17 protein-coding genes are annotated in these 21,929 nt (G+C 66.2%); 5 read left to right on the top strand and 12 right to left on the bottom strand.

Translation table 11 applies throughout. The annotated features are described in order from the left end of the window. The first annotated feature begins 77 nt into the window (after nt 1-77). The gene (locus ROZ37_RS14680) at nt 78-347 is read left to right on the top strand and encodes a hypothetical protein (RefSeq protein ID WP_312660372.1); all 270 of its coding nucleotides are present in this window, start codon (nt 78-80) and stop codon (nt 345-347) included. Between the two features lie 67 nt (nt 348-414). On the opposite strand, the gene efp is transcribed toward ROZ37_RS14680, so the two are convergent. From efp to ROZ37_RS14665, 3 genes are all read right to left on the bottom strand, one after another. Next, nucleotides 415-972, bottom strand: a complete 558-nt coding sequence (gene efp / locus ROZ37_RS14675) for an elongation factor P (protein WP_312660371.1) — start codon at nt 970-972, stop codon at nt 415-417. Between the two features lie 58 nt (nt 973-1,030). After that, nucleotides 1,031-2,191, bottom strand: a complete 1,161-nt coding sequence (gene earP, locus ROZ37_RS14670) for an elongation factor P maturation arginine rhamnosyltransferase EarP (protein ID WP_312660370.1) — start codon at nt 2,189-2,191, stop codon at nt 1,031-1,033. Between the two features lie 634 nt (nt 2,192-2,825). After that, nucleotides 2,826-3,539 (bottom strand): pseudouridine synthase, encoded by a 714-nt coding sequence (locus ROZ37_RS14665; protein ID WP_312660369.1) that lies wholly within the window; start codon nt 3,537-3,539, stop codon nt 2,826-2,828. 239 nt (nt 3,540-3,778) lie between these two features. Between ROZ37_RS14665 and ROZ37_RS14660 the strand changes: the two genes are divergently transcribed. Together ROZ37_RS14660 and ROZ37_RS14655 are read left to right on the top strand one after the other, a co-directional pair. Beyond that, nucleotides 3,779-4,249, top strand: coding sequence for an SRPBCC family protein (locus ROZ37_RS14660; protein WP_312660368.1), 471 nt, complete (start codon nt 3,779-3,781; stop codon nt 4,247-4,249). 87 nt (nt 4,250-4,336) lie between these two features. Beyond that, nucleotides 4,337-5,284, top strand: a complete 948-nt coding sequence (locus tag ROZ37_RS14655; RefSeq protein WP_312660367.1) for a recombination-associated protein RdgC — start codon at nt 4,337-4,339, stop codon at nt 5,282-5,284. A gap of 40 nt (nt 5,285-5,324) precedes the next feature. Here the strand turns inward: ROZ37_RS14655 and ROZ37_RS14650 are convergent, their stop codons facing one another. From ROZ37_RS14650 to ROZ37_RS14630, 5 genes are all read right to left on the bottom strand, one after another. Beyond that, the gene (locus ROZ37_RS14650; RefSeq protein ID WP_312660366.1) at nt 5,325-8,696 is read right to left on the bottom strand and encodes an EAL domain-containing protein; all 3,372 of its coding nucleotides are present in this window, start codon (nt 8,694-8,696) and stop codon (nt 5,325-5,327) included. Between the two features lie 4 nt (nt 8,697-8,700). Then, on the bottom strand, nt 8,701-9,129 hold the full coding sequence (locus ROZ37_RS14645; RefSeq protein WP_312660365.1) for a response regulator: 429 nt from the start codon (nt 9,127-9,129) through the stop codon (nt 8,701-8,703). Then, nucleotides 9,126-11,774: a PAS domain-containing protein gene (locus ROZ37_RS14640; RefSeq protein WP_312660364.1), complete on the bottom strand. Its 2,649-nt coding sequence runs from the start codon at nt 11,772-11,774 to the stop codon at nt 9,126-9,128. The genes ROZ37_RS14645 and ROZ37_RS14640 overlap by 4 nt, the downstream gene beginning before the upstream one ends. Beyond that, a complete protein-coding gene (locus ROZ37_RS14635) occupies nt 11,771-12,751 on the bottom strand; it encodes an ABC transporter substrate-binding protein (RefSeq protein ID WP_312660363.1) in 981 nt (326 codons plus the stop codon). The genes ROZ37_RS14640 and ROZ37_RS14635 overlap by 4 nt, the downstream gene beginning before the upstream one ends. Nucleotides 12,752-13,153: 402 nt before the next feature. Then, complete coding sequence (locus ROZ37_RS14630; protein ID WP_312660362.1) at nt 13,154-14,341, bottom strand: acyl-CoA dehydrogenase; 1,188 nt, start codon at nt 14,339-14,341, stop codon at nt 13,154-13,156. Nucleotides 14,342-14,697: 356 nt separating this feature from the next. Between ROZ37_RS14630 and ROZ37_RS14625 the strand changes: the two genes are divergently transcribed. Next, a complete protein-coding gene (locus ROZ37_RS14625; RefSeq protein WP_312660361.1) occupies nt 14,698-15,609 on the top strand; it encodes a LysR family transcriptional regulator in 912 nt (303 codons plus the stop codon). Nucleotides 15,610-15,742: 133 nt separating this feature from the next. Here ROZ37_RS14625 and gabD read toward each other — a convergent pair whose 3' ends face one another. From gabD to ROZ37_RS14605, 4 genes are all read right to left on the bottom strand, one after another. After that, nucleotides 15,743-17,203 (bottom strand): NADP-dependent succinate-semialdehyde dehydrogenase, encoded by a 1,461-nt coding sequence (gene gabD / locus ROZ37_RS14620; protein ID WP_312660359.1) that lies wholly within the window; start codon nt 17,201-17,203, stop codon nt 15,743-15,745. Nucleotides 17,204-17,657: 454 nt separating this feature from the next. Then, the gene (locus ROZ37_RS14615) at nt 17,658-18,074 is read right to left on the bottom strand and encodes a bacteriohemerythrin (protein ID WP_312660357.1); all 417 of its coding nucleotides are present in this window, start codon (nt 18,072-18,074) and stop codon (nt 17,658-17,660) included. 11 nt (nt 18,075-18,085) lie between these two features. Next, nucleotides 18,086-19,246 (bottom strand): HD domain-containing phosphohydrolase, encoded by a 1,161-nt coding sequence (locus ROZ37_RS14610; RefSeq protein WP_312660354.1) that lies wholly within the window; start codon nt 19,244-19,246, stop codon nt 18,086-18,088. Nucleotides 19,247-19,513: 267 nt separating this feature from the next. After that, a complete protein-coding gene (locus ROZ37_RS14605) occupies nt 19,514-21,292 on the bottom strand; it encodes an NYN domain-containing protein (RefSeq protein WP_312660352.1) in 1,779 nt (592 codons plus the stop codon). 365 nt (nt 21,293-21,657) lie between these two features. Here ROZ37_RS14605 and ROZ37_RS14600 point away from each other — a divergent pair, with 365 nt between their 5' ends. Beyond that, entirely contained in the window at nt 21,658-21,918 is a 261-nt protein-coding gene (locus ROZ37_RS14600) for a hypothetical protein (RefSeq protein ID WP_312660351.1), read from the top strand. Nucleotides 21,919-21,929 lie beyond the last annotated feature (11 nt).

Below are 21,929 nucleotides of genomic sequence, written 5' to 3'. Positions count from 1 at the left end.
CCGCCGAAGCGAGCCGCGCCAACATGGTGCAGGACGATCACCAGGTTGGCGCGTCGTCTACTTCAGAGGAGACAACGATGCTCAGCCTGACCGATTGCCTCGACTTCATCGACCTCGACGGCGACACCATCGACGTCATCGCCCAACACGAACGCCTGCCGGCGATGCTCGCCACCCAACTCGGCAACCAGTTGCTCGCCGACCTGCGCGGGATCTGGCAGCTGCACCTGATGCACCGCGCGCTGATCGACGAGGCGGCAAGGCGCAAGCGACTCGGCGACGAAAAAGAACTGCGACGCATCTACGCGGCGTTCAGCCGCAAGTATCCGGTACCGCGCCGGATGTAGTCCTCGCACCCGCAGCCAAAAAGAAACGGGCTCCTTCCGGAGCCCGCGGAGCCACGTCGATGGACGCTTACTTGACGCGGTTCTTGTATTCGTCGGTGCGCGTGTCGATTTCGATCTTGTCGCCGATCTCGACGAAAGCGGGCACCGGCAGCTCGAAGCCGCTGGCGATTTTCGCGGGCTTCATGACCTTGCCCGACGTGTCGCCCTTGACCGCCGGCTCGGTGTAAACGACTTCGCGCACGACCGAATTGGGCAGATCGACCGAGATCGCCTTGCCGTTGTAGAACACGACTTCGCACTGCAGCCCGTCTTCGAGGTACTTCAGCGCGTCGGTCATGTTCTCGGCTTCGACTTCGTACTGCTCGTAGTCGGCATCCATGAACACGTACATCGGGTCGGCGAAGTACGAGTACGAGACTTCCTTCTTGTCGAGCTGCACGACTTCGAACTTGTCGTCGGCCTTGTAGACCGATTCCGACGGCGCGCCGGTCAGCAGGTTCTTGAGTTTCATCTTCACGACCGCGGAGTTGCGGCCGGACTTGTTGTATTCGGCCTTCTGCACCACGAGCGGGTCGTTGCCCACCATGATGACGTTGCCGGAGCGGAGTTCCTGTGCGGTTTTCATGCGGTTTCCTGAAATAGAACGCTTACGGCAACGGCCGTAAAATTTAAAAAACCCGACACTATACGCCTAATTCGGAAAAATGAACCAGCGTGGATGCGAGATCGGGTGACTCGGCCAGCCTGCGCGTCCAGCGCTGCTCGTGCGCCAGAAGCTGGGGCAGCGCCGCGTGGAAGTATTTCCAGTTCGACGACACCTCGCCCCAGCCGTTCCACGCCCGCCAGAAGCCGCGCAGCGCGGCTGCCGAGCGCTCGTCGAGCCCTTCGGCGTGGAGATCGAGAAACGCGTCGAGCTTCGCCCGGTGTGCCGCCTCGTCCTGAGGATAGATGTGCCAGACGAACGGCCGTCCGGCCCATTGCGCGCGGACGAAAGAGTCCTCGCCGCGCACGAAGTTCAGGTCGCACGACCACAGCAGGCGATCGTAAGCGTCCTGGTCGACGAACGGCAGGATCCGCACGTCGAGCGCGCGGTCCAGGATGCGGCTGCCGACCGGCGCCGCCTCCCGGCCGAAATGGCGCGCGATGTTTGCGACGACGCGTCCTTCCGGTACGAGCAGCAGCGTCGGCTCGTCGCCTTCGGCCCAGGCGTGGAGCAGCATGCCGAGGGCGGGATTCTCGTAGGCGAACAGGGAGACGACACGCGTTCCCGGCGGCACCGGCTCGACGCCGAGCGTCCGCAGGAAGGCGGCCTGCACGCTGGCGTCGGCCTGTAAGCGGTCGCGGGCGGCGAGCAGCCCGGGCTCGCGCAGCAGGCCGCCAGTGCCCGCAACGAAGCCCGGAAAGAAGAAGCGCTTCAGCAGCGGCAGCAGCGGGTGCGGTGAGCCGAGCCGGTGGCAGCCGGTCACCCACGGCTCGGCGGAGAGATATTCGAGATTGACCCACAGCGGCTTCGCGTCGCTCGCCGCCATCGCCGCAACGTAGCCTGCAGGCAGCTCGCAGCCGAAAGCTTCGATCACGTTCTCGGCCGGCACGACCGCGGGAAAGGGTTCGCGCCATTGCCTCACTTCGACACCGTCGCTTTCGAACCGTCCGGGCACCGTTCGGGCCCCCGGACACAGCCGCGAGAACGCTTCCCAATCATCTACCCACAGCCGCACCGCAAGGTGGTGATCGCGCGCCAAGGCCCGCGCCAGCCGCCAGGTGACGCCGATATCCCCGAAGTTATCCACAACCTTGCAGAAAATGTCCCACGCAAATCGCGGATTGACAGGCAAGGCATTCATGGTCGTGGACAAATAGCGGAAAAGGGCGGGAATGCTTTGTGGAGAAAGGCGTTTACAGCCACCAGCAGGAAAACGGGGCACATTCCATGCACAAGTGAACCGGCCGCTTATCTACGGCTTTTTCCCGCGACGAAATGCTTGCAGCACTTGGGGAAAGCGGACTTATCCACAGAAAGTCGCCCACTGTATACTTCTTTATCTCTTAAATTAAGAGAAAAACAGAAGAACAAAACCGGCGCCCGATCCAGGTTCCCGGCTCGATCCGAATAGCGGTTGCCGACTCCGACCGGAACGTCGTCTAGCGCGGCAACAGGGATCCGGCGCAGAAATTCGCTTCAGTGCGATTCCTGCGCCGAACAACTGCGGGGACAAAAGGTGGATCGCTTGGGGACAAGGCACTGGATTTCCGTTGCCTGGAAAACAGGACACATTCGACGCACAGGTGAACCGGGCTTCTGTCTACTGCCTTGTTCAACGCCCAAGTCTTTGAACGGATGAAGAAAAGAACGCTTGTCCACAGAAAGTGGAGCACTGTTAACTTCTTTATTTATTTAATAAATAGAAAAACAAGAAGAACAAACCCGAGGCTCGCGGCGACGCCTTTGCCATTACCGGCGCCACCGCAAGCGGTGTTTCATTCGAAGCCGCGAGCGGCCAGTTGTGCGAGATCCGCGGCGTCCAGCCAGCGCCATTGCCCCGGCGGGAGGTCGCCGGGCAGCGCAAGACCGCCGACGCGGCTGCGGTGCAGCGCGTCGACCCGGTTTCCGGCCGCAGCGATCATCCGTTTTACCTGGTGGTACTTGCCTTCGGTGATCGTCAGCCGTAGACTCCGCTCCCCCGTTTGCTCGCAGGACGCTGCGGCAATCGGTGCGGGTTCGTCGTGAAGCTGAACCCCCGAGAGCAGCGCCGCGATCAGCTGATCACTGACCGCGTGGCGGACGACGACGTCGTAGACCTTGGGGATGCGCTTCTTGCCGGAACTCCAGGTGTGGATGAACTGGCCGTCATCGGAGAGCAGCAGCAGGCCGGTCGTGTCCTGGTCGAGCCGACCGACGCACTGCACGCCGCGATTGGCGATCGCGTCCGGAAAGAGCGCGAAGACGGATGGATGGAACTGCGGCTGATGCGAGCACTCGTATCCGACGGGTTTGTTGAGCAGCAGATACGCGTTGCCGCGGAATTGCCAGGCTTGGTCGTCGACGCTGAAGACGAGACCGGTCGTCGCGAAGTCGGCAAACGGGTCATCGATGGGCTGGCCGGACACCGAGATGCGGCCGCTGCGGATCAGGGCGCGACACAGCTTGCGGCTGCCGAAGCCCTGGGAATGGAGGATTCGTTCGAGTTGCATGAACGGATGCTAACCGAAGCGTGGAAGGCGTTCCGTGGAACGGTCAGGCGGACTGTGCCAATGCAGAGTCGGGCCCCGCACCGGCCCCCAAGGCGCCGACGCCGAAGTCCTGGCGGAGCGAAGCGCGGCGGCGGACGACTGTGGAGCACGACATCGTCGCGGTGAAAAGCGTAGATTCCGCATCGATCTCCGCGCAGCGGGCGGCTAAACTTCCGCCGAGGTCGTAACGGAGCGGACCATTGAATTTTGAACATCTGGTCGTCATCAACGACCCCGCGGATCCGGCGCTCGAAGAACTGACGCGCGAGGAACTGTGGTTCGGGCTGCTGTGCCGTGCCGAGGATCCGCGGGCTTTCCTGCCGGGGCTCGAGACCTGCACGATCGTCGAGCGCAGCGAAGTGGAACTCGTGCGCGAACTCAAGTTCGGCAGCGCGCTGATCCGGGACCGCGTGACGCTGATGCCGATGGATTCGGTGCGCTTCGAGTCGGAGCCCACCGAATCGCACGCCGGCGGGAGCCTGACGATCGCGATCGAGGAGCCGGCGCTGGGGCAACTGGTGCTGCGCTTCCGCTACCTGACGACGCTGCCCGACGACGCCGGAAGCCCGGACCGGGCCTACGTCGAATACGTGAAGTCGGCCTATCATCAGTCGGACCTCGACACCGTGCGGGTGATCCGGATGATTGCCGAGTCCACCCGGTTCCAGTAGGTCGCCGGCGTAAGCAACGAACATCGCGCCGCCCGCGCGCCCTTCGCGCGGCCGGTTCCCGTCATCCCGAAAATCCGGAAAATTCCCATGTGGTTCAAGAATTTGCAGCTCTATCGTCTTCCTGTCGGCTGGGACGTCGACGCGAACGCCGTCGAGGATCAGCTCGGGAAGAAGCGTTTCGTCCCCTGCGGCAGCCAGGATCAGGAAACGCGCGGCTGGGTGTCGCCGATGGGGGATGAATTCCTCCTCCACCGCGTCGGCGGCCAGTGGCTGATCGCGCTCGGGATGGAGCAGAAACTGCTTCCGTCGTCGGTCGTCAAGCAGGAGGCCGAGGAGCGCGCGGAGGAAGTCGCCGAGCGCCAGGGCTACAAGCTGGGCCGCAAGCAGATGAAGGACCTGCGCGAGCAGGTGATGCAGGAACTGCTGCCGCGCGCGTTTACACGGCGCCGCAAGGCCTTTGCGTGGATCGACCCTGCTGGCGGGTGGCTCGCCGTCGACGCGTCGAGCCAGGCCCGCGCGGAGGACGTTCTGGAGGCATTGCGACAGTCGCTCGACGCCCTGCCGCTCGGCCTCGTGCGCACCGAGCTGTCGCCGACGAGCGCGATGGCCGACTGGCTCGCGGGCGGTGAAGCGCCGGCGGGATTCACGATCGACCAGGATTGCGAACTGCGCTCGGTCAGCGAGGACAAGGCGGCGGTACGCTACGTGCGACACGCGCTCGACGGCGACGAGGTGCGTGCCCACCTCGAAGGCGGCAAGCTGCCGACTCGGCTCGCGCTGACTTTCGACGACCGGATCAGCTTCGTGCTCACCGAAAAGCTCGAGATCAAGCGGCTCGACTTCCTCGATGTGGTCAAGGACAAGCTCGACGAGTACGGCGCGGAGGACGCGCGCGCGCTGTTCGATGCCGGTTTCGCGCTGATGACCGGCGAGCTCGGCCGCCTGCTGCCGGCACTGCTCGAAGCGTTGGGCGGGGAGCTGAAAGGCGTGGATGGCGCCGCGGCGGCGGCCGCCGAACTGCGGCCGGCCGCCTGAGCGGCAAACGCGACAAGGTCCGCGGGCCGGCGACCCGCGCTTACTTCGACGGCAGTTCCGGCGGCTCCGTCAGCAGCCGGGCGAAGTCCTGCGCCGGCAGCGGGCGGCTGAACAGGTAGCCCTGATACGCGTCGCAGCCCTGTTCGGCGAGGAATGCGAACTGCGCGTCGGTTTCGACCCCTTCGGCGAGCACATTCAACTGGAGCTTGCGTGCGAGGGCGATGATGCCGGCGGTGATCTCCATGTCGTTGCGGTCGTCGGGAATGTTGCGGATGAAGCTCTGATCGATCTTCAGCAGTTCGATCGGAAGGTTCTTCAGGTACGACAGCGACGAGTAGCCGGTGCCGAAGTCGTCGATCGCGAGCCGCACGCCCATCGATTTCAGCAGGCGGAGCCGCTGCTCGGCCTGCGCCTCGTGGCCCATGATCATGCTTTCGGTCAGTTCGAGCTCGAGGTTCTCCGGCGGCAGCCCGGTGCGCGCCAACGCTGCCGCGATGCGGTCCGGCAGGTCGGCGTGCCACAGCTGGCGCGCGGACAGGTTCACTGCGACGACGACCGGCGGCAGACCGGCGTCGAGCCAGGCGCGCGCCTGCCGGCATGCGGTCTCGAGCACCCACTCGCCGATCGGCACGATCAGCCCGCTTTCCTCGGCGAACGGGATGAAGCGCGCCGGCGGCACGTCGCCTTCTTCGGGGTCGTGCCAGCGCAGCAGCGCTTCGCAACCGACGATGCGCCCTTCGGCGATGTCGATCCGCGGCTGGTAGTGCAACTCGAATGACTGCTGTTCGAGCGCCGCGCGCAGGCGCCGTTCGAGATCGAGGTGGCGCTGTGCGGCGAGGCTGAGCGCCTCGGTGAAAAAGCGGTAGGTGTTGCGCCCCTGCGTTTTCGCCTGGTTCAGTGCCGCGTCGGCGTGACGGATCAGTTCGGACGCGTTGTCCCCATCCTGCGGAAAGAGGCTGACGCCGACGCTCGCGCCGACATAGACGGTGGAGCCGTTGGCGAGCGTAAAGGGCTCGCCCATCACGTCGATGAGGTTTTGCGCGACGCTCGCGGCTTCGTCCGGCTTGTGCAGGTTCTCGACGATGACGAGGAATTCGTCCCCGCCCCAGCGCGCGATCGTGTCCTCGGGACGCAGCCGCGTGCGCAGGCGCCATGAGATCGCGACCAGCACTTCGTCGCCGCTCTCGTGGCCCATGCTGTCGTTGATGTTCTTGAAGCGGTCGAGGTCGATGAACAGTACGCCGAGGCCCGCCCCGAGGCGACCGGCCTGCGCGATCGCGTGCGTGAGGCGCAACTGGACGAGCAGGCGGTTCGGCAGGTCGGTGAGCGGGTCGTAATGCGCGAGCCGCTCCAGCTGGGCTTCCGACTGTTTCAACTCGCTAATGTCGGTCATCACGCCGACGTAATGGGTCGGGACGTTTTCGTCCATATAGACCGTGCTGATGCTCAGCCACTGCGGATACAGTTCGCCGTTCTTGCGCCGGTTCCAGATTTCGCCCTGCCAGTGCCCGGTGCGCATGACGCTCGCCCACAGTCGGCGGTAGAACGCGTCGTCCTGCAGCCCGGACTTCAGCAGCTGTGGCGTCTTGCCGATGACTTCCTCGCGTGCAAAACCGGTGATCTCGCACCAGGCGCGATTGACGCGGACGATGCGGCGCGACAGGTCGGTGACCATCACGCCGTCGCGGGTGCTTTCGATCACGGCTGCGGCCTGGCGCAATTCGGCGTTGGCGTGGAATTTCTCGACGGCGAGCTGCACGATGACCGAAAACGCCTCCAGCAGCGCGACGGTTTCCGGATCGCGCTTGCGCGGCCGCTTGAAATACACGCCGAACGTGCCGAGCACCGCGCCGGCCGTGTCATGGAACGGAAACGACCAACAGGCGCGGAAGCCGGCGCGCGCGGCAACCTCGCGGTATTGCACCCAGCTCGGGTCGGACAGCACGTCCGCGGCGAACACCGGCTCGCCGCGGGACACTGCGGTTCCGCAGGTGCCGTTGCCGTCCTCGGGCTCCAATCCCTCGACCGCGTCCTTGTAGAAGCCGGGCAGGCTCGGCGCCGCGCCGTGGACGAGGCGGCCACTGGCCTCGTCGAGCAGCAGGATCGACGCGCGCATTTCCGGGACGAGCTGTTCGAGCCGGCGCGCGACGCCATCGAGGATCAGCGGCAGCGGGTCGCCGGCGACAAGGCAGTCGAGCACCGCGTTGCGCGCGTCCTGTACCAATTCTTCGTGCTTGCGTACGGTGATCTCGGTCCAGATGCCGACGACTTCGTGCGCGCTGCCGCCCTCGATGCGTGTCGCGCGCGACTCGTCGCGAATCCAGAACACCCTGCCGTCGTCACGGACGACGCGGTATTCCTCGTTGCAGAAGCCGTTCTCGAGCAGCCTCGGCCGTATCGTGAGCGCGACATCGAGATCGTCGGGATGAACGTGCGCTCTCCACCAGCCCGGGGCGAGCGCTTCGGCGAGCGGGATGCCGAGGATGCGGGCGATGTTTTCGCTGACCCACAGCGGTCCGGCGCTGCCGGGGGAGATTTTCGTCGTGTAGATGATGGTCGGGCTGGCCGACAGCAGATGCGACAGATGCTTTCCGGTCTGGCTCAACTCCGCGCGCTCGCGGATCAACTCGGCGCGCTCGCGAACCTTTTCGAGGGTCGCCGGCAGCGCGTGCAGGTAGCCTTCGTATTTCGTGAGGTAATCGTCGATGCCCAGGCGCAGCGCGCCCGTCACCGCGTCTTCCCGGCCCGGCGCGGCAATCAGCACGATCGGCAGGTCGAGCCGACGTTCATGGCGCAGGATGCGGGCGAGTTCCAGCCCGTCGGTGTCGCCGTCGAGCCGTAGCGCGAGCAGCAGCACATCGAACTCCGACGGCCGGGCCTCGGCCGGCAGACGCGACAGCACCGCGGCGGCGTCGCGCACGATGGTCGGACGGATGTGAGGCGTGTGCTGCGCGAGATGCAGGCGTGTGCGCTCGACGTCGGCACTGTCGCAGTCGGCGTACAGCACTCGCAGCGGGCGCACGCGCGCGAGGCTTGCACCGCGGAAGCGCGCGAGCGCCGAGCGCAAGGTGTCGGGGAGGTGCGCGAGGTAATCGCTGCGCTTGACCTGGTAGTCGTCGGCCCCCGCCTTCAGTGCCGCGAGCGCTGCGGCCTGGTCGTGGGAACCGGTCAGCAGCACGAACGCGAGCGGGCGCTGTTCCAGGCGGACGTGGGACAGCAGGTCGAGGCCGCTGCCGTCGGGCAGGTTCAGGTCGGAGAGGACGAGGTCGAAACGGGTCTCGCCGGCAAGCCGCTGCGACGCGGCGGAGAGCGTGTTCGCGATGTCGATCGTGATGTCGGGCGCCGCCCGCGCGAGCGCACGCTGCGTCAGATCCGCATCGTCCTGCGAGTCCTCGACGTAGAGGATATGCATGTTCTTAGCTCGCAGCCTCGTTCAACTGGCACCAGTACCGCTCGATGTCTCCCGCGACATCGACGAATTTCCCGAAATCGACCGGTTTGACGATGTAGGAATTCGTCCCCAGGTCGTACGCGGAGGTCACGTCGCATTCCTGGGCCGACGACGTCAGCATCACGACCGGGATGCGGCGGAAGCGGGTGTGCGCTTTCAGCTGCCGCAGCACGTCGAGGCCGCCGATGCGCGGCAGGTTGATGTCGAGGAGGATCACCGCGGGGAGCGGGTGGCCGCTCTCCCAGCGCGCGATGAACGCGAGCGCTTCTTCGCCGTCGCGGGCGATGTCGATCCGGTTCGCGTTGCCGCGGCGCGCGAAGGCCCGCAGCGTGAGGTCGAGGTCGACCGCATCGTTCTCGACGAGCAGGATCGGGCCGGGGGTCGCCATCGTCATCGGGGGAACTCCAAAAAGAACGTCGATCCTCGTCCGGGCTCGCTTTCGGCCCACACGCTGCCGCGCATGCGCTGCATTGCCTTGCGCACCAGCGCGAGGCCGACCCCGGTGCCCGGATATTCTTCGATGCGGTGCAGCCGCTGGAAGATCTCGAAGATGCGGTCGTGGTATTTCATGTCGAATCCGATCCCGTTGTCGCGCACCCACACCCGGGCACGGTAGTCATCGAGGTCCCCGCCGATCTCCACCCGAGGCGGCGCGGCATTGCTGCTGAATTTCAGCGCGTTGCCGATCAGGTTGCGGAGCACGAGAGCGAGACCGTTGCGATCGAGCGAGAGTTCGAGCGGCGGGATCTGTACTTTCACGTCGGCGCCGGTTGCGGCGAGCTCGTGCGCGAAGCCATCGAGCACTTCATGCACGAGTTCCGGCACCGCGACGATCGAGCTGTCGAGCGGGCGGCGTTCGATGCGCGAATAGGCGAGCAGGTCTTCGATCAGCTCATGCATTTGCGCAACGCCGCGACGGATGTTCGCGAGCAGACGGCGCCCTTCGTCGTCGAGCTGTTCGCGGTGGTCCTCGAGGAGGATCTGGCTGTAGCCGTCGATGCCGCGCAGCGGGCCCTTGAGGTCGTGCGACACCGCGTACGAAAAGGATTCGAGCTCCCGGTTCGCGTCCTCGAGCTGCTGCGTGCGCTCGGCGACGCGGGTTTCGAGGTCCGCGTTTAGCCGGCGCAACGCATCTTCTCCGTGCTTGAGCGCAGTCACATCGAGCAGGGTGCCGGACACTTTGCGTGGCGCCCCGTCTCTGTTGTTCTCGACGGAAACGCTCGAGAACCACCAGTGCAATGCGTTGTGGTCCGGGTTGCTGCGGAACGGTTCGACATCGACGATGCGGCCGTGCAGCAGTTCGTGGAACGCGGCAACGACGCGGCTGCGGTCGGCGGGATGGACGAACTCCAGGAAGGTGTCGAAGGTCGGGCGCTCACGCGTGCTGTCCGCGCCGAGCAGCACGTACAGCTGCGGCGACCACCAGACCCGCTGCGTGTCGAGTTCGAATTCCCAGCTCCCAAGCTTCGCATGCGCTTCGGCCCGTTCCAGGCGCTCCTTCTGCTGCTTCAGATCGAGTTCGATGCGCTTGTGCTCGCTGATGTCCTGGACCGTCGCCAGGAGGTAATCGACCTCGCCGTCCCCGCGGCGCACCGCACGCACGTCGAGCGTTGTGAACACCACCGTTCCGTCTTTGCGCACGAAGCGCTTTTCGATCTGGTAACCGTCGATCTTGTCGCGAATCACCCGTTCGAACCCGGCCAGGTCGCGATCGACGTCGTCGGGATGAGTAATATCCACCCAGGTTTTCTCGGTCAGCTCCGCGCACGAATAGCCGAGAATTTCGCACAGCCGAGTGTTTGTCTTCAGCCACTGGTGGGTGACCGGCGACGAGATACCCATGCCAATGAAAGGGAGATCGTAGAAGAGGCGCAGGAGGTCGGCCTGCTCGCGCAGCGCCTCGTCAGCGCGTTTTCTCGCCGTGATGTCGACGAGCACTCCGTAGAACCTCGTGACGGCGCCGTCGGCCTCACGGCTCAGCCAGGCGCGGCCTTCGACCCAGATCCAGTCACCGCCCGCGGTGCGCAGCCGATATTCATAGCGACGGTCATCCCGTTCGTCGGCCACGTGCCCCGCGGCCGTGCTCTCTACTTTCGCAAGGTCGGCTGGGTGGATCAGGTCGGCGAAGCGCACGCCCTCGGCAAGCAGTTCCTCCGTCGTGTAACCCCATTGGCCGACGCTCTCGCTGATGAAGCTGACCGGCCAGCCCGGTGCGTTGCGCCATTCGACCGCGACGACCGGGGAGCGGTTGATGAGGTCCGAAAGCCGCTGCAGCTTCGCCTGCCGCGCTTCGACGTCGGCCGCCATGCGGTCGACCGCGAGGCCGATGCGCGCGAGCTCGTCGCGTCCGCTCAGACCCGTCCGCACGTCGATGCGCCCCTCGCCGATCGCGGTGACGGCGGCAGTGAGCTGGGCCGCGCGGCGGAACCACAGCACATGCAGCAGCGTGCCGAGGAGCGCCGCGCCGAGAATGATCATCAGCGTTTCACGGATGATCTCGTGGCGAGTCCCGGCTGCGCGTGCCGCCAGCGACGGCGCGAGGTTCACGCGGACGATCAGCTTGTGGTCGGGAAAGACGGCGACTTGCGCGAGCAGGCAGTCGTCGTCGCCTTCGGGGGCGACCGTGCGGATGCCTTGCGGGTCGTACGTCGCGATCTCGAGGATGCCGGTCTGGACTTCCAGCGGTTCGGACGCGATCGCTTCGGTCAACGGCCAGCCGATCTGCGTGCGCGACATCGCCGCGACCACCGTGCCCTCGGAATTGACGAGCAGCGCGTGCGTGATCCCGGTACGCAGGCCGAGACTCGTGACGAGACGCTTGATCTCGAGCGCGTTGCCGAGGCCGAACTGAACTTCGAGCCGGGATTCCTCCGTGTTCAGGATCTCGGTGATGCGCCCGCGCTGTTCGGTCAAGACCTCGTCCCGGAGGTCGCTCAGCTGCATGAAGAAGTTCAGCGCGGCCGTCGACAGCGCGAAGGCCGCGAGCAGCAGCGGTGCGAGGATATGGGCCGGCAGCGCCGCGAAGAGCCGGCCCCTCATCGCTGCGCCTCCAGCTGCAACAGCGCCTGGAGCGCCGGCTGCGGCGTCAGCAGCGCGCTCCAGTCGGGAGGCCTGTTGATCAGGCCCAGTTGCAGCAGGAGTCGTCCGAGCCCGTGATGCTGTTTCGCGAGCGGCGCGGGATTGCCGGCAAGCAGCCAGGTGCTGCGCTCCAGGGTCTCGAATTTCAATCCCTGCAGGCTCGCCAGATACGCTTCGGGGTCGAGATTCGCACCGCGTGCGAGCAGTCCCGCGGCGGCGGCCGGGGCCGCGCGCATCGCTTCGACGCCCCGTTCCCAGCCCATCAGCAAGGCGATGACGTCGTCGGGGCGCTCGGCGAGCGCGCTCGCGCGTACGACCATCACCTCGACGAGTTCGTCGGGCATCTGCGTGCTGTCGAACAGGACCTTGTAGCCCTCGGCCTGAAGCCGCGACTTGGTCGGTTCGAACGTGATGACCGCGTCGATCCAGCCGGCGCGCAACGCCCCTTCCTGCAGCGACGCTTCGATCCGCAGCAGCGACACGTCGTCGTGGCTCAGTCCGGCTGCCTGCAGCAGGCGTGCGAGGACGACGGCGCCGCCCGCGCTTTGCTCGACACCGATGCGTTTGCCCTTCAGTTGCGACAGCTTCGTGATCGTCGGGCGCACGACCACCGCGTCGCCGCCGGCCGAGACGCCGAGAACGGCGACGATGTGGATCGCCGCGCCCTCGTGCGCGAGCCGCAGCGCCTCATCCAGCGTCAGCGCTGCCGCATCGAGCACGCCGTTGTGCAGGTTGCGCACGATTTGCGAACTCGATGAAAGTTCGACAACTTTCACCTGCGTCGGGTCGATGAGCCGGCGTTCGCGCGCGAGCACGAGCGGGTCGTAGCCGATCCAAGGATTGACGCCGACCATGAGCGGATACGCGACCGGTTTGCCGCAGCCGGCAAGGACGACAAGAACGATCCCGACAGCAACGGCGAGCCAGCCCTTCCGCATTCACCCTCCCTGGACGTGGTACGCGAGCCCGATGGGCAGTGCCCGCAGCTCGGCCCGTGCGAGTGCGCGGGCGAGGGACGAATTCTACAAGCGAAAGGCGTTCCGCCCGTCGGGCGTGACGAGCAGTGGCGCTTCTGCGCATCCGGAGCGTGCGAGTGCAGTGCGGGGGTCGGTCGGGGCAGTCAGCGATCCGACGATTGCGGTGAGCAGGCAAACCGCGGGCCCGTGGGCGTTGGGCGCGGCGATACGGTTACGCGGCGATGTGGCCGGCGTGGCCGGGGCGAGGATGCGGAGGCCGGAACGAAGTCCGACGGGCCGCGAGGAGCGGCTCGCCGGTGCGCAAAATCGTGCGAGCGGGGGCGGCGCTGCGGCTTTCGCGGCAGCGCCGCCCCGTGCCGTGCCTCAGTTCGAGAACGCGGCGATACCGGTGATCGCGCGGCCGAGGATCAGCGCGTGCACGTCGTGGGTGCCCTCGTAGGTATTCACGACTTCGAGGTTCACCAGGTGACGGGCGACGCAGAACTCGTCCGAGATGCCGTTGCCGCCGAGCATGTCGCGCGCGGTGCGGGCGATGTCGAGCGACTTGCCGCAGGAGTTGCGCTTCATGATGGAGGTGAGCTCCACCGGCGCGTTGCCTTCGTCCTTCAGACGGCCGAGGCGCAGGCAGCCCTGCAGGCCGAGCGTGATTTCGGTCAGCATGTCGGCGAGCTTCTTCTGGATCAGCTGGTTCGCCGCGAGCGGGCGGCCGAACTGCTTGCGGTCGAGCACGTACTGGCGCGCGGTCTCATAGCACGCTTCGGCTGCGCCGAGCGCGCCCCAGGCGATGCCGAAACGCGCCGAATTCAGGCACGTGAACGGGCCCTTCAGGCCGCGCACGGTCGGGAACGCGTTCTCTTCCGGCACGAACACCTCGTCCATGACGATTTCGCCGGTGATCGAAGCGCGCAGGCCGACCTTGCCGTGGATCGCCGGCGCCGACAGACCTTTCCAGCCCTTCTCGAGGATGAAGCCGCGGATCTGGCCTTCGTCGTCCTTCCCCCAGACGACGAACACGTCGGCGATCGGGCTGTTCGTGATCCACATCTTCGAACCGGACAGGCTGTAGCCGCCGTCGACCTTCTTCGCACGCGTGACCATGCTGCCCGGGTCGGAGCCGTGGTTCGGCTCGGTAAGGCCGAAGCAGCCGATCAGCTCGCCGGTCGCGAGCTTCGGCAGGTACTTCTGCTTCTGCGCCTCGGTGCCGAATTCGTTGATCGGCACCATCACGAGCGACGACTGCACGCTCATCATCGAGCGATAGCCGGAATCGACGCGCTCGACTTCGCGCGCGATCAGGCCGTAGCTGACGTAGTTCATCCCCGAGCCGCCGTACTGCTCGGGAATCGTCGGTCCGAGCAGACCCAGTTCGCCCATCTCGCGGAAGATCGTCGGATCCGTCTTCTCGTGGCGGAAGGCTTCCTGCACGCGCGGCAGCAGGCGTTCCTGGCTGTACGCGCGCGCGGTATCGCGCACGAGGCGTTCGGTTTCGGTCAGCTGGCCGTCGAGATGGAGCGGGTCGGCCCAGTCGAAGGTCACTCGGTTCGTTGCCATGTCGGAGTCTCCTTGGTGCGGCGGATTATCGATGCGAGGGCCGGCAAGAACTGCACTCCGGCACGTCGGGTAGACGGAATGTAGCGAATCGGCGGATGCCGGCACAAACGAAAAATCGGTCCTGAGGTGTGCGAAAAACTCACTTCACGGGGCGCGCAGCGGCGAAGCTCGGCTACCATCGGGGGTGGATGGCGTCGACGGGTACGCCGGAAAGGTCGCTCCGCTCGCTGTGCCCACCAGTCTGGTGGCCCGGCAGTCGCGCCGCGACGGTCGCCTGCCGCGACGGGACCGGCGCGCGTCGACGCTCATGCCCTGCGGTCTCGTGCAATTTACGCATTTTGACGGGAGAGATTTCGATGCGCCGCAAGATTCCGAGCACGACCGCGCTGCTCGCGTTCGAACTGGCCGCGCGCCACGAGAGTTTCACGCGTGCCGCAGAGGAGCTGGCGCTGACGCAGAGCGCGGTGTGCCGGCAGATCGCCGGTCTCGAGGATTTTCTCGGCCTGCGCCTGTTCCGGCGCACCAAGCGGGGCGTGACGCTGACCGAAGCCGGGGTGACGTACAGCCGCCAGATCAGCGCGCGGCTCGACGCGGTCGAGCGCGACACGCTGTCGGTGATGGCGCATCACGGCCAGGGCGCGACGATCGAGCTCGGGGTCGTGCCGACGTTTGCGACGCGCTGGCTGTTGCCGCGTCTGTCGGGCTTTCTCGAGCGCCACCCGGGCGTCACGGTGAATCTGACGAACCGCAGCCGCCCCTTCCTGTTCGCCGAGACCGAGCTCGACGCGGCGCTCTATTTCGGCGACGCGGGCTGGCCGGGCACCGAAGCGCATTTCCTGATGCGCGAGAACCCGGTGCCGGTGTGCAGCTCACGACTGCTCGGCGGCGCGTCGGCGCTGACGCCCGACGAGGTCGCGGCGCGGCCGCTGCTGCAGCAGACGACGCGACCCTACGCTTGGCGAGAATGGTTCGCGTCGCTCGGGATGCGCATCGCGCACGACATGACCGGTGCCCGGCACGAGCTTTTCACGATGCTCGCGCAGGCGGCGATGCACGACATGGGCGTCGCGCTGATCCCGCCGTTCCTGATCCGCGACGAACTCGACAGCGGCCGGCTCGTCGTCGCGATGAATCACGCGCTGGTCAGCAACAAGGCGTACTACCTGATCATTCCCGAGCGCAAGGCCGAGAGCGCGGCGCTCGCGGCGTTTCGCGACTGGCTGCTCGAGGCGGCGGCGGAATACCGCGCCGCCGCGGGGCTCGACTGATCAGCCGCCAACGCAGTCGGCTAGCTTCGCGCCGAGCTTGCACAAAGGCGGCCGCAACTAGCCGGGCTTCGACAAATCCGGCCGGACGAGGTCCTGTCGCCGGGCTGATCGAAACACCGCTGCGGATAACGTGCTACTGCACGCCGCCCATGCACAGATACTTGATCTCGAGGTAGTCCTCGATGCCGTACTTCGACCCTTCGCGGCCGAGGCCGGACGACTTCATGCCGCCGAACGGCGCCACTTCGGTCGAAATGAGGCCGGTGTTGATGCCGACGATGCCGTATTCGAGCGCGGCCGAAACGCGCCAGACGCGGTTCATCCCCGACGCGTAGAAGTAGGCGGCGAGGCCGAACTCGGTGTCGTTCGCCATGCGGATCGCGTCGGCTTCGTCCTTGAAGCGGAACAGCGGTGCGACCGGTCCGAAGGTCTCCTCGCGCGCGACTTTCATCGTCGGCGTCACGTCGGCGAGGATCGTCGGCTCGAAGAAGCTGCGGCCGAGCGCATGGCGGCGGCCGCCGGTGACGACGCGGGCGCCTTTCGACAGCGCGTCGGCGATGTGCTCCTCGACCTTTCCGACCGCGTTCATGTCGATCAGCGGGCCTTGCGTGACACCTTCGTCGACGCCGTTGCCGACTTTCAGCTTCGCCACCGCGCCAGCGAGCTTTTCGGCGAACGCGTCATAGACGCGGTCCTGCACCAGCAGCCGGTTCGCGCAGACGCAGGTCTGGCCGGTGTTGCGGTACTTCGACGCGATCGCGCCTTCGACCGCGGCGTCGAGATCGGCGTCGTCGAAGACGATGAACGGTGCGTTGCCGCCGAGCTCGAGCGACAGCTTCTTGACGGTCGGCGCGCACTGGGCGGCGAGCTTGACGCCGACTTCGGTCGAGCCGGTGAAGCTCAGCTTCCTGACGATCGGGTTCGACGTCAGTTCGCCGCCGATCTCGGTCGCGGACCCGGTCACGACGCTGAAGACCCCTTTCGGCACGCCGGCCCGTTCGGCAAGCGACGCAAGCGCGAGCGCGGAATATGGCGTCTGCGTCGCCGGCTTCAGCACCATCGTGCAACCCGCGGCGAGTGCGGGGCCGGCCTTGCGCGTGATCATAGCGAGCGGGAAGTTCCACGGCGTGATCGCCGCACAAACCCCGATCGGCTCCTTCGTGACGACGATGCGCTTGTCCGGCTGATGGCCCGGGATCACGTCGCCGTAGATGCGCTTGCCTTCCTCGGCGAACCATTCGATGAACGACGCGGCGTAGAGCACTTCGCCGCGCGCTTCGGCGAGCGGTTTGCCTTGCTCGCTCGTCATCAGCAGCGCGAGGTCGTCCCGATGCTCGACGATCAGTTCGAACCATTTGCGCAGGACGCGCGAGCGCGCGCCGGCCGTGAGTCCGCGCCACGCGGGCAACGCGGCGTTCGCGGCTTCGATCGCGCGACGCGTCTCGACGGCGCCCATCTTTGGAATCGTGCCGAGTTGCTCGCCGGTGGCGGGGTTGTGGATCGCGACCGTCGCGCCGCTGTCCGCGTCCGCCCATTCGCCGCCGACGAAACAGCGGGTGCGGAAGAGTGTGGGGTCTTTGAGCTGTAGGGGCATGAGCGATCTCCGTTGGCTCTGGATCGCGGCTCGGCGCTGACACGGAACCGGCCGACGATCGGGGGTTGTCGATACCCGGCGGCGGAAGCGAGGAAGTGCCAGAAAGGCGCCGGGCGTCGCGGGGACCGTCAATTTACCCGAACCCGGGTGCGGGCGCTCTGTGGGATCGGAAACCGGGAGGTTTCGGCAAACGGTGAGACTGCCGACAACGCGATCGCCGGGCGCCGGGGGAGGGCGAGCGATGATCGAACCGGCACCCGGAACAAGCGCTCGCGCCGAAGCTGGCGGAGGACGTTCTCGGCTGCGAGTCGATCGTTCCGAGTGAGAGCGAGGGATCCGGCTCGAACCCCGTCCGCTCGACCGGTCGGACACCGTCCGCTGGCGCGACCGGCATCCCCGCAGCGAGCGTCGCCCAACTGCAGAAAAGCCGCTCGGGGCACCCTCCGACAGACCGTCAGCGTGCCGTCTTCAGATACGGCACGTATTCCCGATCGGTTTCGCAGATGTGATGGATCAGCCAGTCGCCATAGAGGAAGGGCATCAGCTCTTCGAGCACCTCGGCTCCGCCTTGCTCGAAGACCCGTTCGAATTCCTGCACCTTGCGCAGCAGCGCGTTGTGCTCCTGGCGGTGCGCGACGATCCGATCTTCCGGGTAGCCGGCGTCGGCAATGCGCTGTTCTTCGTACGCCAGATGCCCGGTCACGTAGGCCGCCAGGTCGTCGAAGACCGCACGCGCTCCGCCGCTTTCGGGCGCGGCATTGCCATCGAGCGCGTCGGCGAGCTCATCGAGGATCGCGAGCATCTGGCGGTGCTGGTCGTCGAGGATTGCGTCGTCGACCGAGTACTCAGCTTTCCATTCGAAACGGGACATTGGCGGGGCTCTCAGGGCCGGTTCCAAAGACTGCGCAGGACGACGATCGAGCCGCGGTAATTCGAGAACGGGACGATCCCTTCGACGCGGAATTTGTCGTCGGCGGTGTCCCGCTGCAGCGGCGTCAGCATCGGCATGCCGTCGGGTTTGATGAAGGCGCAGACCAGCGGGCTCGCGCTGTTCGCGGTGCGTTTCTTGACGACGGCGACTTCGCCGCTCGCGAGCCGTACGATCGCCCCGGGCGGAAAGACGCCGATTTCCTTGATCATCATGTGGATTAGGCGGTTGTCGGTCTTCTGGCCCTGCTCGAGCATCAGCTTGCGCATCGCCTCGCCCGACACCATCGCTTTGCGGTACGGACGGTCGCGCACCATCGCGCTGTAAATGTCGGCAATCGCGAGTACGCGGGTTGGCGTGCCGATCGCGTCGCCGGTCACGCCGTCCGGATAACCGGTGCCGTCGAGGCGTTCGTGATGGTGGCGCACCGGATCGAGCCAGGCCGCCTCGGTCGCGCCAAGACTCGCGAGGATCCACTCGCTGTCGGCCGGGTGCCGCGTGATCCGGTCGCGTTGCAGTGGCGTCAGCGGCGTGTGCTGCCGGTCGAGTTCGTCCTGGATGTCGATCAGACCGATGTCGTGGGTGAGGCCAGCCTTCACGAGCGGCAGTCGCGAGTCCTCGCGAACGCCCATCTTCTTGCCGATCAGTTCGCACAGGATGGCGCTCTGCAGGTGATGGATCACCGCGTACGACGTGTCGTAGTCGAGATGCAGGTTCGCGAGCGCCGAATCGGTGTCGTGCGTGCAGGCTTCCTGGATCGTCAGCGCGATGCCTTCGATCCGTGGGACGAAATCGGCGTTGAGGCTGCCCGCCTTGTAGAGATCGAAGGTGCGCTTCAGCCGGATCTTGAGCAGGTCGAGAGTCTCGAACGTGTTGTGCTCTTCGTTCACCGTCGCGATCGGGAGCGGCGGCGTCGAGTGCGGCCGCGGCGTGTCCTCGCCGCGGCAACTGCCGTTCTCGATCAGGACGTCGAGCTGCTTCTGCGTATTGATGACGAATCCGGCCTTGAGCAGCAGCATGCCGCCGCTGTCATAGACCGCATACGGCAGCGGTTCGCCGAGGCGCAGATCGGTCGGCGCGACGCGGCGAAAGCCGCGGCCAGGCAACTTGGACATGCTCCCCCGCCCGGTCGCATTCGTGTCCAGGGTCATTTCGTTACTCGCAGGAAAAAACTGCCGCCAGATCGCGTGCAGTTCGGCACCCGGCAAGTGCCGGAATGCGTGGTGGGATGAGCCTAACAGTTGGGACCGGGCGCAACCGGTGAAAAAAGCCACATCATCGGTAAGGAAATCGGACAGCAATCGGCCGCCCCGCCCGATTGGTGCGCGAATGCGGTCGGATGGCGGTCCGATTTCGGTCCGATTGCGGGGAGACGAGCCCTCTTAAGCTTCGTCCGGGGTCGCATCGGCCTTGCGCGGGCGGCGCGCGCGGGCCGGTTTGCGTTGCGGCGCGGGGGCTTCCGCACCTGCGGCAAGCGTTGCGAGCGTGGCCCCTGCGTCACCTGCGACGATCGTTGACGGCTCGGAGCCCGCGGTCCCCTGCTCCGCCTTCGAGGTCTCGGGTTTGCGGCCCCGACGTTGACGCCCGCGAGCTTCGGACTGCGCGGCCGCGGCTGCTGCTCCTTCGCCGAGGGGCGGCGCGGATTCCGGTTCGGCCGTGAATTGGTGCTCGGGTGTGCTGCTCGTGCCGGCGCCGACGGGAACGGCCGGCGGCACCGGGGGCGAGACGATCACGGCAGGCCGTTCGGCCTTGGGGCGGGGCTGCGCGCCACTAGGCGCTGCGGTAGCGGGTGTGGCGGTCGCTCCAGCGGTGGCCGCCGCCGGTGCAGACTCCCCGACCGACGCAGCGGACGCCGCGGCAGGCGCCACCGCAGGGGTCAGTAGCGCGGTCGACCTGTCCGGACTCGGCGCTGCAGCGGCTGGTGCCGTGGTAGTCGGTGCCGCCTGAGCGGGATCGCGGCCTTCGGCAGCAGGCGTGGGGGACCGTGTTTCCGCGTGGCCGGATGACTCGCCCGGCGCGGTCTTTGCCGGCTTGCGGCCATGCCCGCGACGGCCGGAACGATGGGGCCGCTCGGCCGCAGCGGCGGGCGCGGGGGCCGTCGGTTCGCCCGACAAGGATTCGGCGGCGAGTCCGTCGGGTTCCGCGAGCTGATCGGGTTGCGACGCGGGTTCCACCGCCGAAGTCGGGGGTAGTTCGAGCGTTACGGCCTCGTCTGTCGTTGCCGGTCCGCCGCGGCGGCGCCGGCCGCTCGAGCGGCCGGCGCTCTCGTCCGCGGTCCTGTCCGTCGTAGCGGATGAGGGTTCGGGATGAAGGGTAGTCGGGGCGGCGGCATCCGCGCCTCCGTTGTGCCGGTAAACGTAGGCGCCCGATTTTTCGTCCCGGCCGAGATCCAGCAGACCGCGCGCCTGCGCTTCTTCGAGCAAGTTGCCGAACGCACGAAAGCCGTAGTACGACTCGTTGAAGCCCGGCTTGCGGCGCTTGATGGCCTCTTTCAGCAGCGATGCCCAGATCTTGCCGCTGTCGCCGCGTTCGGCGACGAGCGCGTCGAACGTTTCGACGGCGAGCTCGACGGCCTGCGTCTTGCGTTTTTCCTGCTCTTCGCGGCGGCGCTTCTCCTCGTCCGGCGAGCGCTTCGCGGCCGGCTGTGCCTCGCGCGCGTCCTGCTTCGCGGCCGCCCGCTCGCTCTCGCGGACGAGATCGTCGTAGAAGATGAATTCGTCACAATTCGCGATCAGGAGGTCCGACGTCGATTGCTTCACGCCGACGCCGATCACCTGTTTCGCGTTCTCGCGCAGCTTCGACACCAGCGGCGAAAAATCCGAGTCCCCGCTGATGATCACGAAAGTATTGACGTGGGATTTCGTGTAGCACAGATCGAGTGCGTCGACGACGAGGCGGATGTCGGCCGAGTTCTTGCCCGACTGGCGCACGTGCGGGATCTCGATCAGTTCGAAGCTCGCCTCGTGCATCGTCGCCTTGAAGCCCTTGTAGCGCTCCCAGTCGCAATAGGCTTTCTTGACGACGATGCTGCCTTTGAGCAGCAGGCGTTCGAGCACGCGCTTGATGTCGAACTTCTCGTATTTCGCGTCGCGCACGCCGAGCGCGACGTTCTCGAAGTCGCAGAAGAGCGCCATGCTGACGGTGTCGTGGGATGAAGCCATGCAATTCTCCGTTTAAGCGCCGCATCGTGCAGCGCCAAGCGGACGCGCTGAAGTGCGGGTCCGCGATTGGCTGCGCCGAATGTGGTTGTGGACACGACGCTAGCCGATTTCTTGCCGTCCGGGGCAGGATCCGTGCGCTCCATCCGCCACGCAATGACGGAACGGGGATCTGGGTCGCCGCCTGCTACCGATCCGAGCGTGCGTCTGCGAAGTTCCGCTCACCGGATCCCTTCGGGACTCCGCACGGTCGAACTTACGGATTCGAACGCCTGCGGCGATCGCGAGTTCGAATTTCGGGCGGGCGGCGAGCCTGAAGGCGCGCGACGCGAAACGCCCCTTTCGAGGAGGATGAACAGGAGCGAGCGATGCGGAAACTTTCCGAATACGTCGAGATGGCCGCTTCCGAATATCTGCGCGAGACCGGGAATATCGAGCTCGATGCGAGGTGGATCGCTGAGTTTTTCCAGGACCAGGGCGTGCTCGACGATTATCCGCTGCTCGACCTCGTCGCATTCAGCGGTTTGGTTCAGAAGGCGCTGATCGTGAAGTCGGAGCGCGCGAGCAAGCAGGCCCGGCGGCACATCGAGAAGGTGATGACGTTCTCGAAGCGACGGCGCAAACCGTGAATCCGGTCGCG

This window comes from Aromatoleum sp., assembly GCF_032027225.1.
Taxonomy (GTDB): Bacteria; Pseudomonadota; Gammaproteobacteria; order Burkholderiales; family Rhodocyclaceae; genus Aromatoleum.
Note: the sequence above shows the minus strand (reverse complement) of the source record. Positions and strands in the feature narration are given on the sequence as shown.